Source organism: Ruegeria sp. E8 (assembly GCF_056533985.1).
On sequence record NZ_JBQFOY010000024.1, the window covers coordinates 1 to 15,802 of the forward strand.

Annotated in this window: 11 protein-coding genes; 3 read left to right on the forward strand and 8 right to left on the reverse strand. The window is 57.6% G+C overall.

Annotation, left to right across the window (positions count from 1 at the left end; translation table 11 throughout):
* The 4 genes from ACR0LF_RS21055 to rpsL all read right to left on the reverse strand — a co-directional run.
* The coding region (locus ACR0LF_RS21055; protein WP_215675807.1) for a GTP-binding protein at positions 1–91 on the reverse strand (91 nt) is incomplete at its 3' end.
* Between the two features lie 60 nt (positions 92–151).
* Entirely contained in the window at positions 152–2,269 is a 2,118-nt protein-coding gene (gene fusA / locus ACR0LF_RS21060) for an elongation factor G (protein ID WP_170328783.1), read from the reverse strand.
* Between the two features lie 18 nt (positions 2,270–2,287).
* On the reverse strand, positions 2,288–2,758 hold the full coding sequence (gene rpsG / locus ACR0LF_RS21065) for a 30S ribosomal protein S7 (protein ID WP_010441203.1): 471 nt from the start codon (positions 2,756–2,758) through the stop codon (positions 2,288–2,290).
* Positions 2,759–2,773: 15 nt separating this feature from the next.
* On the reverse strand, positions 2,774–3,145 hold the full coding sequence (gene rpsL, locus ACR0LF_RS21070) for a 30S ribosomal protein S12 (RefSeq protein WP_005621086.1): 372 nt from the start codon (positions 3,143–3,145) through the stop codon (positions 2,774–2,776).
* A 387-nt stretch (positions 3,146–3,532) separates the two neighbouring features.
* Between rpsL and ACR0LF_RS21075 the strand changes: the two genes are divergently transcribed.
* On the forward strand, positions 3,533–4,339 hold the full coding sequence (locus tag ACR0LF_RS21075; RefSeq protein WP_480583174.1) for a putative rhamnosyl transferase: 807 nt from the start codon (positions 3,533–3,535) through the stop codon (positions 4,337–4,339).
* A 4-nt stretch (positions 4,340–4,343) separates the two neighbouring features.
* Positions 4,344–5,150 (forward strand): putative rhamnosyl transferase, encoded by an 807-nt coding sequence (locus tag ACR0LF_RS21080; RefSeq protein ID WP_480583317.1) that lies wholly within the window; start codon positions 4,344–4,346, stop codon positions 5,148–5,150.
* Here ACR0LF_RS21080 and ACR0LF_RS21085 read toward each other — a convergent pair.
* The gene (locus ACR0LF_RS21085; protein ID WP_480583177.1) at positions 5,135–6,004 is read right to left on the reverse strand and encodes a DMT family transporter; all 870 of its coding nucleotides are present in this window, start codon (positions 6,002–6,004) and stop codon (positions 5,135–5,137) included. The two genes, ACR0LF_RS21080 and ACR0LF_RS21085, sit on opposite strands and share 16 nt — an antisense overlap.
* Before the next feature lie 90 nt (positions 6,005–6,094).
* Positions 6,095–6,577 carry a hypothetical protein gene (locus tag ACR0LF_RS21090; protein ID WP_480583180.1) on the reverse strand — a complete coding sequence of 161 codons (483 nt, stop codon included), beginning with the start codon at positions 6,575–6,577 and terminating at the stop codon, positions 6,095–6,097.
* A gap of 300 nt (positions 6,578–6,877) precedes the next feature.
* Between ACR0LF_RS21090 and ACR0LF_RS21095 the strand changes: the two genes are divergently transcribed.
* Positions 6,878–7,234: a GFA family protein gene (locus tag ACR0LF_RS21095; RefSeq protein ID WP_480583183.1), complete on the forward strand. Its 357-nt coding sequence runs from the start codon at positions 6,878–6,880 to the stop codon at positions 7,232–7,234.
* A gap of 99 nt (positions 7,235–7,333) precedes the next feature.
* On the opposite strand, the gene rpoC is transcribed toward ACR0LF_RS21095, so the two are convergent.
* Entirely contained in the window at positions 7,334–11,575 is a 4,242-nt protein-coding gene (rpoC, locus tag ACR0LF_RS21100; protein WP_480583185.1) for a DNA-directed RNA polymerase subunit beta', read from the reverse strand.
* A gap of 50 nt (positions 11,576–11,625) precedes the next feature.
* Positions 11,626–15,762 carry a DNA-directed RNA polymerase subunit beta gene (gene rpoB / locus ACR0LF_RS21105; RefSeq protein ID WP_480583188.1) on the reverse strand — a complete coding sequence of 1,379 codons (4,137 nt, stop codon included), beginning with the start codon at positions 15,760–15,762 and terminating at the stop codon, positions 11,626–11,628.
* Between the last annotated feature and the right edge of the window lie 40 nt (positions 15,763–15,802).

Below are 15,802 nucleotides of genomic sequence, written 5' to 3' on the forward strand. Positions count from 1 at the left end.
CTGCGGTCAGCGTCGTTTTACCATGGTCAACGTGGCCAATCGTGCCGATGTTGACGTGCGGTTTTGTACGCTCAAACTTTTCCTTTGCCATGATGGCCTCCTTTTTCGGTAATGAAGGGAGCCCCTGACCGGAGCTCCCTCAAATCTTCGCTTATGCGTATTTCGCCTGAATCTCGTCCGAGATGTTCTGCGGAACCGGATCGTAGTGGTCGAACTGCATGGTGAACTGGGCACGGCCCGACGACATCGAACGCAGAGTGTTGATGTAGCCGAACATGTTCGCCAGCGGAACAAACGCGTCGATCGCGATCGCGTTGCCGCGCGGTTCCTGACCAGACACCTGGCCACGACGCGAGGTCAGGTCGCCGATGATACCGCCGGTGTATTCTTCCGGGGTGATCACTTCGACCTTCATGATCGGTTCCAGCAGTTTCGCGCCAGCTTTGCGCATGCCTTCACGCATACACATCCGCGATGCGATTTCGAACGCCAGAACGCTCGAGTCAACGTCGTGGAACTTACCGTCCAGCAGGGCAACCTTGAAGTCGATCACGGGGAAGCCAGCCAGCGGGCCGCTGTCCATGACCGAGTTGATGCCTTTTTCAACACCGGGGATGTATTCCTTCGGAACGGCACCACCAACGATGCGGCTTTCGAACGAATAGCCTTCGCCCGCTTCGGTCGGCTGGATCTCCAGCTTGACTTCCGCGAACTGACCCGAACCACCCGACTGTTTCTTGTGGGTGTAGGTGTGCTCGACCGGCATCGAGATGGTTTCACGATAGGCCACCTGCGGCGCACCGATGTTCGCCTCAACCTTGAACTCACGCTTCAGACGGTCAACCAGGATGTCCAGGTGAAGTTCGCCCATGCCCTTCATGATGGTCTGACCCGATTCCAAGTCGGTTTCCACACGGAAGGACGGGTCTTCGGCGGCCAGACGGGCCAGACCCTGGGACATCTTCTCTTGGTCGCCCTTGGTTTTGGGCTCAACCGCGATCTCGATCACCGGATCGGGGAAGGTCATGGTTTCGAGAACCACCGGATCCTTCGCATCACACAGGGTGTCACCGGTGGTGGTGTCTTTCAGACCCGCCAGCGCGATGATGTCGCCTGCAAACGCTTCTTCGATTTCTTCCCGGTTGTTCGAGTGCATCATCATCATACGACCGATGCGCTCTTTCTTACCTTTGGTCGAGTTCAGGATCGAGTCACCCTTGTTCATGGTGCCCGAGTAGATCCGGGTGAAGGTCAGCGAGCCAACGAAGGGGTCGTTCATGATTTTGAACGCCAGACCCGAGAAGGCCATGTCGTCGTCTGCACGACGGGCGATGTCACGAACTTCTTCCTCGTCGCCGGGTTTGAAGCCCATGTAATCAACAACGTCCAGCGGGCTGGGCAGATAGTCGATCACAGCGTTGAGCAGCGGCTGAACGCCTTTGTTCTTGAACGCCGAACCACCCAGAACCGGAACGAACGCGATTTCCAGGGTACCTTTGCGCAGCAGGGCGCGCAGGGTCGGAACGTCAGGCTCATTGCCTTCCAGGTATTCCATCATCGCGTCGTCGTCCATTTCGACGGCCGCTTCGATCATCTTGCCGCGCCATTCGTCAGCCATGTCTTTCAGGCTGTCGCGGATCGGAGCTTTGATCCAGCTTGCGCCCAGATCTTCGCCCTGCCACAGCCACTCTTCCATGGTGACCAGGTCGATCAGGCCTTCCAGCTCGGACTCGGCGCCGATCGGAATACCAACCGGAACAGCGCGTGCGCCGGTGCGGTCTTCGATCATGTTGACGCAGTTGAAGAAGTCAGCGCCGATCTTGTCCATCTTGTTGACGAAAACCATACGCGGAACCTTGTAGCGGTCAGCCTGACGCCACACGGTTTCGGTCTGGGGCTCAACACCGGCGTTTGCGTCCAGAACGCAGACGGCACCGTCGAGAACCGCCAGCGAGCGTTCGACTTCGATGGTGAAGTCAACGTGGCCGGGGGTGTCGATGATGTTCAGGCGGTGCTTTGGAGTTTCTGCGGTCTGACCGTCCTCGGTGCGTTCCCAGAAAGTGGTGGTCGCAGCCGAAGTGATGGTGATGCCGCGTTCCTGCTCCTGCTCCATCCAGTCCATGGTGGCTGCACCATCGTGCACCTCACCGATGTTGTGGGATTTACCAGTGTAATACAGGATACGCTCCGAGCAGGTGGTCTTACCTGCGTCGATGTGCGCCATGATACCGAAGTTACGGTACAGTTCGAGCGGATATTCGCGTGCCATTGGTCTAAGCCTCTCGGATTACCAACGATAATGGCTGAAGGCTTTGTTCGCCTCGGCCATCTTGTGGGTGTCTTCGCGTTTCTTGACGGCAGTACCGCGGGACTGAACGGCGTCCAGCAGCTCGCCTGCAAGGCGCTCTTCCATGGTGTTTTCGTTACGGCCACGCGCAGCAGTAATCAGCCAGCGGATGGCCAGTGCTTCGCGGCGCTCGGGGCGCACTTCGACCGGAACCTGATAGGTTGCACCACCAACCCGACGCGAGCGAACCTCGACCGACGGTTTGATGTTGTCGAGCGCTTCGTGGAACACTTCGACAGGTGCGCGCTTTACCTTGTTCTCAACGCGGTCAAACGCGTTGTAAACGATGCGCTCTGCGACCGACTTCTTGCCGTCGATCATCAGGTTGTTCATGAATTTCGTCAGTACCTTGTCGCCAAATTTGGCGTCAGGCAGGACTTCGCGTTTTTCGGCGGCGTGACGACGTGACATATCAGCCTCTCCTTCTTACTTGGGACGCTTCGCGCCGTATTTCGAACGACGTTGCTTACGGTCTTTGACGCCCTGAGTATCCAGAACACCGCGCAGGATGTGGTAACGCACACCGGGAAGGTCTTTTACACGGCCGCCACGGATCAGAACAACCGAGTGTTCCTGCAGGTTGTGGCTTTCACCGGGGATGTACGAGATGACCTCGAACCCGTTGGTCAGGCGCACCTTGGCAACCTTACGCATAGCCGAGTTCGGCTTTTTCGGTGTGGTGGTGTACACGCGGGTGCAGACGCCGCGCTTCTGCGGGCACTGCTCCAGGTGCATGGACTTCGAGCGTTTTACTTTGGGCTGCCGCGGCTTGCGGATCAGCTGTTGAATAGTTGGCATTCCGGTTTCTTCCCCGTTTTGCAACACACATGACATGCACGCGCGCTGCGTGCGGTTAAACTTGCTGCACTTATGCGTCCACAAGCGCAAAACCCGCGAACGTTCCCATTCCGAGGTGAACGTCGCGGTTGGTTTTCAGAGGGCGCGAACTGCAAAATTGTCCGGGCCTTGACCAGCTCATTACTGGAATCGGTTACGGGGCGGCCCCCGATACCGAGATGTCGCGCGTAATAGGGGGAGTCGGCCCAAGTGTCAACAGCACTATACCGGGGGCCCTCGGCCTGAGCGGTTCGAGGCGTAGCAGATAGCCTCGCAACCCACCATCCCCGTTGCGACCAAAACGCGGCGGAGGCATAGTTGCGCTGAATACCTGCCTATGGACATCAAATGCAAGTGATTGGCCTGTGCCGCTTTTCCTATCCCGCGCTTGGCGGCTTTCGGCTGAACCACGAGACCATCGATGATCAGAGGCGATTTCTGTATTCCGCTGACCGGATGGAAAAACGCTTTCGCCTGTTCGAAGCCATCACCCTGCCCGGCTTTCGCGCCCAGACGGATGAGGCCTTTGAGATGTTGGTGTTAACAGGAACGTGCCTGCCCCAGACTTACGTGGATCGGTTAAGGGATTTGACCGCCGGGATCAAACAGGTCCGTATCATCGAAAGAAACCCTGCAAATCATAAACGAGTAATGCGAGAGGTTCTGAATTCTGCCCGCATGGACCCGGACAAACCCTGCCTGCAGTTTCGGCATGACGACGACGATGCCATATCGGTCGACTTCATAGAAAACCTGCGCTCTGCAGTTCATGAAAACGCGGGGCTGGCGCATCAAAGCGAAGCACTCGGAATAGATTTCAATCATGGCTACATTGCCCGATGCGATGCGCTTGGGCTTCAGGCGGCACCGGTTTACCGATCGCTGCTGGGGGTTGGGTTAGGAATCTATGTTCAGGGTGGCAGCAAGCGGACAATCTTTGACCGGATACACAACAGGCTGGCGCGGTTCATGCCCGTCGTCAGCTATCCGGACGCGCCGATGTGGGTTCGAATGCTGCATGGGTTCAACGACTCGGGCCACGCACGTAAGGACACCAGTGAATTATCGACACCTACGCCAGAACAGGAAACGGAATTGCTGACGCGGTTCGCCATCGACCCGGACACGGTCAAAACGATGTATGCAGAGGGATGAAAAGATGCAGGTCATCGGTCTTTGCCGGTTTTCTTACCCTGCCATCGGCGGCTTTCAGACCATGCATGCCTCTGTCGAAGAGCGTCGGCAATTCCTTTATCAGCCTGACAGGTTGGAAGAACGGTTTCGCTTGTTTGAATCCATCGCCCTGCCCGGCTTGAGAAAACAATCCGACGAAGATTTCCACCTGTTGATCGTGGTTGGCGATTGTCTGCCCAAACCTGCATTTGAACGTCTAAACGATCTGACCGCTGACCTGAAGCAGGTGCGCATTGTCGCAAAGGCGCCGCAACGACACCGAAAGGTCATGCAAGAGGTCCTGAATTCGGCGCGAACCGATCCGGATCAACCCTGCCTGCAGTTTCGCCATGACGACGATGACGCCGTGGCCGTGGATTTTGTCGAACGGTTACGCAGATGTGTCAGGGAAAGCGGTGGTTTGTTTCAAGCTCGTTCCATGGTCGCTGTTGATTTCAACTGCGGCTATCTGGCCCGTGCCAATACCGAGGGTATTCAGGCCACACGCGTACATCGCCCTTTGATGACAGCCGGGCTTGGAGTTTATGTGCAGGGTGGCAACCGGAAAACGGTCATGAACTTCACCCATAACCGGATCAATCGTGCCATGCCGGTCATAACCCGACCGGATGCGCCGATGTGGGTACGGGGGATGAACCGGTTCAATGACTCAACCCGAACCAGAAACATGAATGTCGACCTTGTCTCTTTGACCTCACAACAGGAGAGCGAGTTTCAGTCTCGTTTCGCTATTGACCAAGACACCGTCAGACGGGTTCACGCAACGCCCTGACGCGCGCGCTCCCGGAACAATGTAAACAATCCGGCACCCACGATCAGGACCACACCCAGCGTCGTCAGAGTGTCCGGCCATTCGTCGAATACTGCCCAGCCAAGTCCAAGTGCCCAGACGAGGCTGGAATATCGAAACGGGGCGATAAATCCGACATCCCCCTGGCGCATGACCATGACACTGAACAAATAGCCCAAAAGTACAAACACTGCCGCCGCGGTGACCAAAGAACCGGTCGCCGCCGAGACCGGAACCCATCCTTCAAATACCGAGACGATCGCTGCCGCCCCGGCGATGGATACCGACGTCGCCAGCGTAACAACCAATGACGGGACATCTGCAGACATGCGTCGGGTGACAAGATCGCGAACCGTAATCGAAGCCACTGCAATCAGGGCATAGATGGAATACAGGCTGAACCCGTCCGGTCCGGGTCTGACGATCAGCAACATCCCGACGAAACCGACGGCAATGGCAACAGCACGTCGCCAGCCAACCTGCTCTGAAAAGACCAAAACCGCGCCCAATGTCACCGTCAGAGGGAGTGCCTGTAAGACAGCCGTGACATTGGCAAGCGGCATATTCTTGAGCGCCGTGAGAAAAAAGAACGTTGCTGACAATTCGGCAAAGCATCGCAGAACAATCAGCCATCTATCATGGCTTGAAAAATTCAGATGCAACGTTCCCAAGGACCGGGCCAGGACATACACCAGAACAACTGCCAAAAACCCTCGCATGGCCACCAGCTGAAACAGGGGCAGGTCCTGCAAGGCGACCTTTACCAGCGTGTCATTCAGGGTAAATGCCGCCATGCTGCCCATCATCAGCAAAGCACCTTTGGTGTTTGGGGTCATACTGCGTTGGGCTCCGGGGTTAGAAAACACCCCGCATTGGCCAAGGAGAGGTGGTGGATGTCAATATCGCATTGACCGATACCCTGACCATCAGCCGAACGGGAGGATAGTGCCGAACAGATTCAGGCTGGAGGGTTCGGTCGTGTCTTTGACGAAATCCACCCAGTCTTTTCCGTACGCATGTTCGAAAAATACCGGGTATTTCCAGACGAGATTATGAAAGGTGAAAGTCGTCAGCAACGCTCCGACGGTAAGGGCACCTGCAAACTCTCGCAGCTTTCCTTTCAGAAAAAGCATCACCATCACACAGGCTCCGCCTGCAAGGCCAAGGCTGACAAAGTCCTGTGTGTCCACCTGCCTGGCCACCGGAATACCGACCGATTGATATTGGATAAAGCGGGTCAGAAAGACGGCAAAAATCCCTAATACAAAAGCACCGAGAAACGCGGCAGGATAACCCAGACGTTGCCAGACACTCTCGGTTCTGGGCGGAGGAGCCTTGCCTGCATTTTCTTCCGAGCGCTGTTTGATCCGCGCTACGCGGTCTTCGAAGGAATTGTTTTCAGTGCCCATAGGTCAGCCCAAAGTCATTTGAAAATCACCGAAAGAGCTAAACAACAGATAGAAGAACTGCAAGCATTTGACACCCAAGACGCCCACAGCTCGTCCGGGGTGCCGATTGTGGGATGTGGTCAGGTAAACTGATCGTAAAAAGGCGCGTGAATGACATAGTTGGGCCGTCAATCCGACGTTGCAATACCTCTGTTGGTATAGGACGGTTTTGACCAAAGCCGAGTTATGCATGTCGCGCCCGTTGCAGTGGCAAATCCGAAACACCAATACTCTGCAAGTGAGCAAATGATAGGTGTACAGATGATCAGACACGCAGGAAGCTGCCATTGCGGTGCTGTGCGGTTTACATTCTCAGCCCCTGAGATCAAGGAAGCCATGCGATGCGACTGTTCCATCTGCGCCCGCAAAGGCATTTCGATGTCGACCACTGTGATACCCCCGGAAGACATTGAGATTTTGGCGGGAGAAGGTTTTCTTTCAACATACCAATTCGGTTCGCTGACGGCCCGGCATCACTTCTGCAGCATATGTGGCATTCACACTTTCGTCGAAACCCGCCTGAATCCAGGCCACTATCGCATTAACCTTGGCTGCGTCGAAGGTCTCAATGCTCTGCGCCTTCCTGAGATCATCTACGATGGGCAGTCGCTCGACTGAGAACAATCGAAGCTAGCACTTTTCGCCCTTGACAGAAGTGCACATAAAAAAAAGGCCCCGCGAAATCGCAGGGCCTTTTTCAATTCCTAAAGACGAGGCTTATTCGCGGCTTTCCGGTGTTTCCACCAGAACGTCCAGCTCGTCTCCGACCAGATCGTCTTCCATGATCGGCGCGGCCAGGGCAGCGGCCGCTTCGGCCTCTTCCCGGCGGGCTTCGATCACCACGTTGTCACGCGACTGCGCGATGTGGCGGACGGCCTGAGTTGCACCACCGGTACCGGCGGGGATCAGACGACCGACGATGACGTTCTCTTTCAGGCCAACCAGCTTGTCTTTCTTGCCCTGAACCGAAGCTTCGGTCAGCACGCGGGTGGTTTCCTGGAACGACGCCGCCGAGATAAACGAACGCGTCTGCAGCGAGGCTTTGGTGATCCCCAAGAGGATCGGTTCGCCCTGAGCCGGACGGCCACCGCGGGCGATGGTCTTCTCGTTGGCCGCGTCGAACTCCTGCTTGTCGACATGCTCGCCTTTCAGCAGGGTGGTGTCGCCTGAATCCAGGATCTCCCACTTCTGCAGCATCTGGCGCACGATGACCTCGATGTGCTTGTCGTTGATCTTCACGCCCTGCAGGCGATAGACGTCCTGCACCTCGTCGATCATGTAATCCGCCAGCGCTTCGACACCCATGATGGACAGGATGTCATGCGGAGCCGGGTTGCCGTCCATCAGGTATTCACCCTTCTGGATGAAGTCCCCTTCGGCGACCGGGATGTGCTTGCCCTTGGGCACCATGTATTCGATGGTCTCCATGGACTCGTCAGCCGGTTCGATGCTGATGCGGCGCTTGTTCTTGTAGTCGCGGCCAAAGCGCACGTAACCATCGGCTTCTGCGATGATCGCGTGATCTTTCGGACGGCGGGCTTCGAACAGTTCGGCCACACGTGGCAGACCACCGGTGATGTCCTTGGTCTTGGCACCTTCGCGCGGGATACGTGCGACAACGTCACCGGCTTCGATGGTCTGGCCATCTTCGACCGACAGGATCGCATCCACCGACATCGGATAGTGAACCGGGTTGCCCGCATCGTTGCGGACCGGCTCGCCATCTTCGCCGACCAGAATGATCTCGGGCTTGAGGTCGCTGCCTTTCGGGGCCGCGCGCCAGTCGATCACGATCTTCTGGGTCATGCCGGTTGCTTCGTCGGTCTCGTCGCGGACAGCAAGGCCCGAAACAAGGTCGACGTATTTCGCGGTACCGGCTTTCTCGGCGATGATCGGCAGGGTGTAGGGGTCCCACTCGAACAGCTTGTCGCCACGGGCCACCTTGGTGCCATCCTTGACGAACAGCTTGGAGCCGTAGCCCAGCTTGTGGCTGGCACGCTCTTCGCCGTGTTCGTCCTTGATCACCAGCTTCATGTTCCGGCCCATGACCAGGCTTTCGCCTGCGGCATTGACCAGAATCTGCGGGTTCTCGAAGGAAACGACACCGTCCTGGCTGGCTTCCTGGAACGACTGCTGACCACCTTGCGCAACGCCACCAATGTGGAATGTACGCATCGTCAGCTGCGTACCGGGTTCACCGATGGACTGGGCGGCGATGATGCCGACAGCTTCACCTGTGTTCACCATGGTACCGCGTGCAAGGTCACGACCGTAGCAGGTGGCACAGACGCCTTCCTCGGATTCACAGGTCAGAGGCGAACGGATGCGCATCGACGCAACACCGGCTTCATCGATGGTGTCGGCCATACGCTCGTCGATCAGCTGACCAGCGGCAACGATCACCTCATCCGTGCCCGGACGCAGAACATCGTCAGCTGCCACGCGACCCAGCACACGTTCGGCCAGCGAGGCTACAACCTCACCGTCGTTCACGGCGGCTTCGGCAGTAATCGCACGCTCGGTGCCGCAGTCGATCTCGCGAACGATGCAGTCCTGCGCCACGTCCACCAGACGACGGGTCAGGTAACCCGAGTTCGCCGTCTTCAGAGCGGTATCCGACAGACCCTTACGGGCACCGTGGGTCGAGTTGAAGTACTCGAGAACGGTCAGACCTTCTTTAAAGTTCGAGATGATCGGCGTCTCGATGATGTCGCCGTTCGGCTTGGCCATAAGGCCACGCATCCCGCCCAGCTGTTTCATCTGAGTAACCGAGCCACGCGCGCCCGAGTGGGCCATCATGTAGACCGAGTTCGGTTCCTGCTCGGAGCCGTCCTCTGCCCGATCCGAAGATGAGATCGTGCTCATCATCGCTTCGGTCACGCGGTCGTTACACTTCGACCAGGCATCGACAACCTTGTTGTACTTTTCGCCCTGAGTGATCAGGCCGTCCATGTACTGCTGTTCAAAGTCCTTCACCTGACCGCGGGTGTCATCGACGATGCCCCACTTGTCATCCGGGATAACCATGTCGTCCTTGCCGAACGAGATGCCCGCCTTGAACGCTTCTTTGAAGCCCATCGACATGATCTGGTCACAGAAGATGACCGACTCTTTCTGACCGCAATAACGGTAGACGGTGTCGATCACCTGCTGCACTTCTTTCTTCCGCAGCAGGCGGTTGACCAGCTCGAACGGGGCTTTGTTGTTCATTGGCAGCAAGGCACCCAGACGCAGACGGCCCGGAGTAGTCTCGTAACGCTTCTGAACTTCGTTGCCTTCGTCGTCGATCTGCGTGATCCGCGCGGTGATCTTGGTGTGCAGGTGCACTTCGCCGGAATCCAGCGCGTGCTGAACTTCGTCGATCGAACCAAACACCTTGCCTTCGCCCGGCATGCCTTCGCGTTCCAGGGTCACGTAGTACAGACCCAGGATCATATCCTGCGACGGAACGATGATCGGCGCGCCGTTTGCAGGCGACAGAACGTTGTTCGTCGACATCATCAGAACACGGGCTTCCAGCTGCGCCTCAAGGCTCAGCGGGACGTGAACGGCCATCTGGTCACCGTCGAAGTCGGCGTTAAAGGCCGAACAGACGAGCGGGTGCAGCTGGATTGCTTTACCTTCGATCAGGACCGGCTCGAACGCCTGAATGCCAAGACGGTGCAGCGTCGGCGCACGGTTCAGCATGACAGGGTGTTCGCGGATCACCTCGTCGAGAATATCCCACACTTCGGGGCGCTCTTTCTCGACCAGTTTCTTCGCCTGTTTGACGGTCGAAGACAGACCCTTGGCTTCAAGGCGCGAGTAGATGAACGGCTTGAACAGCTCCAGCGCCATCTTCTTGGGCAGACCACACTGGTGCAGCTTGAGTTCCGGACCGGTCACGATGACCGAACGGCCCGAGAAGTCGACGCGCTTACCCAGAAGGTTCTGACGGAAGCGGCCCTGCTTGCCTTTCAGCATATCCGACAGCGATTTCAGCGGACGCTTGTTGGCGCCGGTGATCACGCGGCCACGACGGCCGTTGTCGAACAGAGCGTCCACGGATTCCTGCAGCATCCGCTTTTCGTTGCGGACGATGATGTCAGGTGCACGCAGCTCGATCAGACGCTTCAGACGGTTGTTCCGGTTGATGACGCGGCGATACAGATCGTTCAGATCCGAAGTCGCAAAACGGCCGCCATCCAGCGGAACCAGCGGACGCAGTTCCGGCGGAATGACCGGGATCACGGTCATCACCATCCATTCCGGCCGGTTGCCCGACTCAAGGAAGGATTCAACAACCTTCAGACGCTTGATGATCTTCTTAGGCTTCAGTTCGCCGGTCGCTTCGGCCAGATCAGCGCGCAGCTGCTCAGCTTCGGCTTCCAGATCGATCTGGGCCAGCATCTCACGGATAGCTTCGGCACCAATGTTCGCGGTGAACGCGTCCATGCCATAGGCATCCTGCGCGTCCATGTACTCTTCTTCGGTCAGCATCTGGCCGTAGGTCAGGTCGGTCAGACCGGGCTCGATGACGACATAGTTTTCAAAGTACAGAACGCGTTCCAGATCGCGCAGCGTCATGTCCAGCATCAGACCGATGCGGGACGGCAGCGATTTCAGGAACCAGATATGCGCAACGGGCGCGGCCAGTTCGATGTGGCCCATACGCTCACGGCGGACTTTCTGCAGGGTGACTTCCACACCGCATTTCTCGCAGACAACGCCGCGATATTTCATCCGCTTATATTTGCCGCACAGACATTCGTAATCTTTGATCGGGCCAAAGATACGCGCACAGAACAGACCGTCACGCTCGGGCTTGAACGTCCGGTAGTTGATGGTTTCGGGTTTCTTGATCTCACCATAGGACCAAGACAGAATCCGTTCGGGCGACGCCAGCGAGACCTTGATCTCGTCGAAAACCTTCGGGGGCGTCAGCGGGTTGAACGGGTTGTTGGTGATTTCCTGGTTCATTTGTTACCTCAAATCTTGCGGAAGGGGGGACGGGAGAAAGGGCAGCGCCCTTACTCCTCAACCTCCGCATCCAGGAGTTCCATATTCAGGCCGAGGCCACGGACTTCTTTAACCAGAACGTTGAACGATTCCGGTACGCCCGCTTCAAAGTTATCCTCGCCCTTGACGATCGACTCATAGACCTTGGTACGGCCGGCGACGTCATCCGATTTCACGGTGAGCATCTCCTGCAGGGTGTAGGCGGCGCCGTAAGCTTCCAGAGCCCAGACCTCCATCTCACCAAAGCGCTGACCACCGAACTGCGCCTTACCACCCAGCGGCTGCTGGGTAACCAGGCTGTACGGCCCGGTCGAACGCGCGTGGATCTTGTCGTCCACAAGGTGGTGCAGTTTCAGCAGGTACTTGATGCCCACGGTCACCGGACGTGCGAATTGCTCACCGGTACGACCGTCGAACAGAACCGACTGACCGCTTTCCGAGAAGCCCGCACGCACCAGCGCGTCGTTGACGTCAGCCTCTTTGGCACCGTCGAAGACCGGGGTTGCGATCGGAACACCGCGGGTCACGTTGCCCGCAGCCTCGATCAGGCCATCCTCGTCCAGACCAGTGATGCCTTCTTCGTAGACATTCTCGCCATAGGCCAGCTTCATCGCTTCGCGCACCGGGGTCAGGTCGCCGGAACGGCGGTATTCACCCAGAGCCTCATCGATGTTCAGACCCAGACCGCGCGCGGCCCAACCCATGTGGGTTTCAAGGATCTGACCAACGTTCATACGCGAAGGCACGCCCAGCGGGTTAAGACAGAAGTCAACCGGAGTACCATCGGCCAGGAACGGCATGTCTTCCATCGGAACAACCTTGGAGATCACACCTTTGTTCCCGTGACGACCGGCCATCTTGTCGCCCGGCTGCAGCTTACGCTTCACAGCGATGAAGACTTTGACCATCTTCATCACACCCGGCGGCAGGTCGTCGCCACGGCGGACCTTCTCGACCTTGTCCTCGAAACGAGCGTCCAGAGCGCGCTTCTGCACTTCGTACTGCTCGTTCAGAGCCTCTACGATCTGTGCGTCCTGCTCACCTTCCAGCGCCAGCTGCCACCACTGACCACGGGTCAGGGTTTCCAGCAGTTCCTCGGTGATCACCGAGCCAGGCTTTACGCCTTTCGGGCCTTTGACTGCGGTTTTACCAAGGATCAGGCCCTGCAGACGCGCATAGATGTTGCGGTCAAGGATCGCCAGCTCGTCGTCCCGGTCACGGGCCAGACGTTCGACTTCCTCACGCTCGATCTGCAGCGCACGCTCGTCTTTCTCGACGCCGTGACGGTTGAAGACGCGGACCTCAACGACCGTGCCGTAATCACCCGGCTTCACGCGCAGCGAGGTGTCGCGCACGTCAGATGCTTTTTCACCAAAGATGGCGCGCAGCAGCTTTTCTTCCGGGGTCATCGGGCTTTCGCCCTTCGGAGTGATCTTGCCGACCAGAATATCGCCCGGCTCAACATCCGCGCCGATGTAAACGATGCCCGCCTCGTCGAGGTTGCGCAGCGCTTCTTCACCGACGTTCGGGATGTCGCGGGTGATCTCTTCCGGGCCCAGCTTGGTGTCACGGGCGGCGACTTCGAATTCCTCGATATGGACCGAGGTAAAGACGTCATCACGCGCGATACGTTCCGAGATCAGGATCGAGTCTTCGTAGTTGTAACCATTCCACGGCATGAACGCGACGACCACGTTCTTACCAAGGGCCAGTTCACCCATATCGGTCGACGGACCGTCGGCAATGACTTCGCCCTTCTGGACGGTGTCACCCACCTTGATCAGCGGACGCTGGTTGATGCAGGTGTTCTGGTTCGAACGCTGGAACTTGCGCAGACGATAGATGTCAACGCCAGCGTCGCCCAGTTCCAGATCCTCGGTGGCGCGGATAACGATACGCTGGGCATCGACCTGGTCGATGATACCGGCGCGTTTCGCCTGAATCGCAGCGCCTGAGTCGATCGCAACCTTTTCTTCGATCCCGGTACCGACCAGCGGCGCTTCGGCGCGCAGCAGCGGAACCGCCTGACGTTGCATGTTCGAGCCCATCAGAGCGCGGTTGGCGTCGTCATTTTCAAGGAACGGGATCAGCGATGCAGCGACCGAGACCAACTGTTTCGGCGACACGTCGATCAGGTCCACATTCTCGCGCGGAGCCAGAGTGTAGTCACCGGCCTGACGGGTCGACACCAGATCGTTGATGAACTTGCCATCAGCGTCCAGAGTCGCGTTCGCCTGCGCCACAGTGTGACGCATTTCCTCGGTCGCGGACATGTAGTGAACCTCATCGGTCACCTCGGCGTCTTTGACAACGCGGTAGGGTGTTTCGATGAAGCCATACTTGTTCACACGGGCAAAAGTGGCCAGCGAGTTGATCAGACCGATGTTCGGACCTTCCGGCGTTTCAATCGGGCACATCCGGCCATAGTGGGTCGGGTGTACGTCGCGAACCTCAAAGCCCGCACGCTCACGTGTCAGACCACCGGGGCCAAGCGCCGAGAGGCGGCGTTTGTGGGTAACCTCGGACAGCGGGTTGGTCTGGTCCATGAACTGCGACAGCTGCGACGAGCCGAAGAATTCGCGGACAGCAGCCGCAGCCGGTTTCGCGTTGATCAGGTCTTGCGGCATGACGGTGTCGATTTCGACCGACGACATACGCTCTTTGATCGCGCGCTCCATGCGGAGCAGGCCAACGCGGTACTGGTTTTCCATCAGTTCGCCGACCGAACGGACACGACGGTTGCCGAGGTGGTCGATATCGTCCACGTCGCCTTTGCCGTCACGCAGCTCAACCAGTGCCTTGATGCAGGCCACGATGTCTTCGCGGCGCAGGGTGCGCAGGGTGTCCGGCGCGTCCAGAGCCAGACGCATGTTCATCTTCACACGGCCAACGGCGGACAGGTCATAACGCTCGCTGTCGAAGAACAGAGTGTCGAACAGGGCCGACGCAGCCTCGACGGTGGGCGGCTCGCCCGGACGCATGACGCGGTAGATGTCCATCAGCGCGCTTTCGCGGCCCATGTTCTTGTCCTGCGCCATGGTGTTGCGCATGTACGGACCAACATTGACGTTGTCGATGTCCAGAACCGGGATGTCGGTGATGTCGGCATCGATCAGTTCTTTCACGGTGCCGCCGATCAGGTCGCCGTCCTTGTCATATTCCAGGGTCAGTTCATCACCGGCTTCGACGTAAATCGCGCCGTTTTCTTCGTTGATGATATCTTTGGCGACGAACTTGCCGACGATATTGTCGAACGGTACCAGCAGGTCGGTGACGTTGCCTTCGTCGATCAGCTTCTTGACAGCGCGAGGGGTGACTTTCTTGCCGGCTTCCGCAATCACTTCACCGGATTTCGCGTCAATCAGGTCATAAGTCGGGCGGGTGCCGCGCACACGCTCGGGGAAGAACGGCGTGATCCAGCCTTTCTTCTTGTCCAGCTTGTAGGACACGGTGTTGTAATACGCGTCCATGATTGCTTCCTGGTCCAGACCCAGCGCGTACAGCAGGGTTGTCACAGGCAGCTTACGGCGACGGTCGATACGGGCATAAACGATGTCTTTGGCGTCGAACTCAAAGTCCAGCCAGCTGCCGCGGTACGGGATGATGCGGCAGGCAAACAGCAGTTTACCCGAAGAATGGGTTTTACCCTTGTCGTGGTCAAAGAACACGCCGGGTGAACGGTGCATCTGCGATACGATCACACGCTCGGTGCCATTCACGACGAATGTACCGTTCGGGGTCATCAAAGGCATGTCGCCCATGAAGACATCCTGTTCCTTGATGTCTTTGACCGATTTCGCGCCGGTGTCCTCATCGACATCAAACACGATCAGACGCAGGGTGACCTTAAGCGGCGCGCTGTAGGTCATGTCGCGCTGCATGCACTCTTCGACGTCGTATTTGGGTTTTTCCAGATCGTATTTCACGAACTCCAGAACGGAGGTTTCGTTGAAATCCTTGATCGGGAAAACCGACTGGAACACACCTTTGATGCCTTCGCCGTCGGTGGGCTGCTCTGCATCGCCGGAGCGCAGGAAAAGATCATAAGAAGATTTCTGCACCTCAATGAGGTTCGGCATTTCCAAAACTTCGCGGATTTTGCCGTAATATTTACGAAGACGTTTCTGGCCAAGGAACGTTTGAGCCATGTCAGATGTCACCTTTCGATGTTCTCAGCGGGCAAAGACA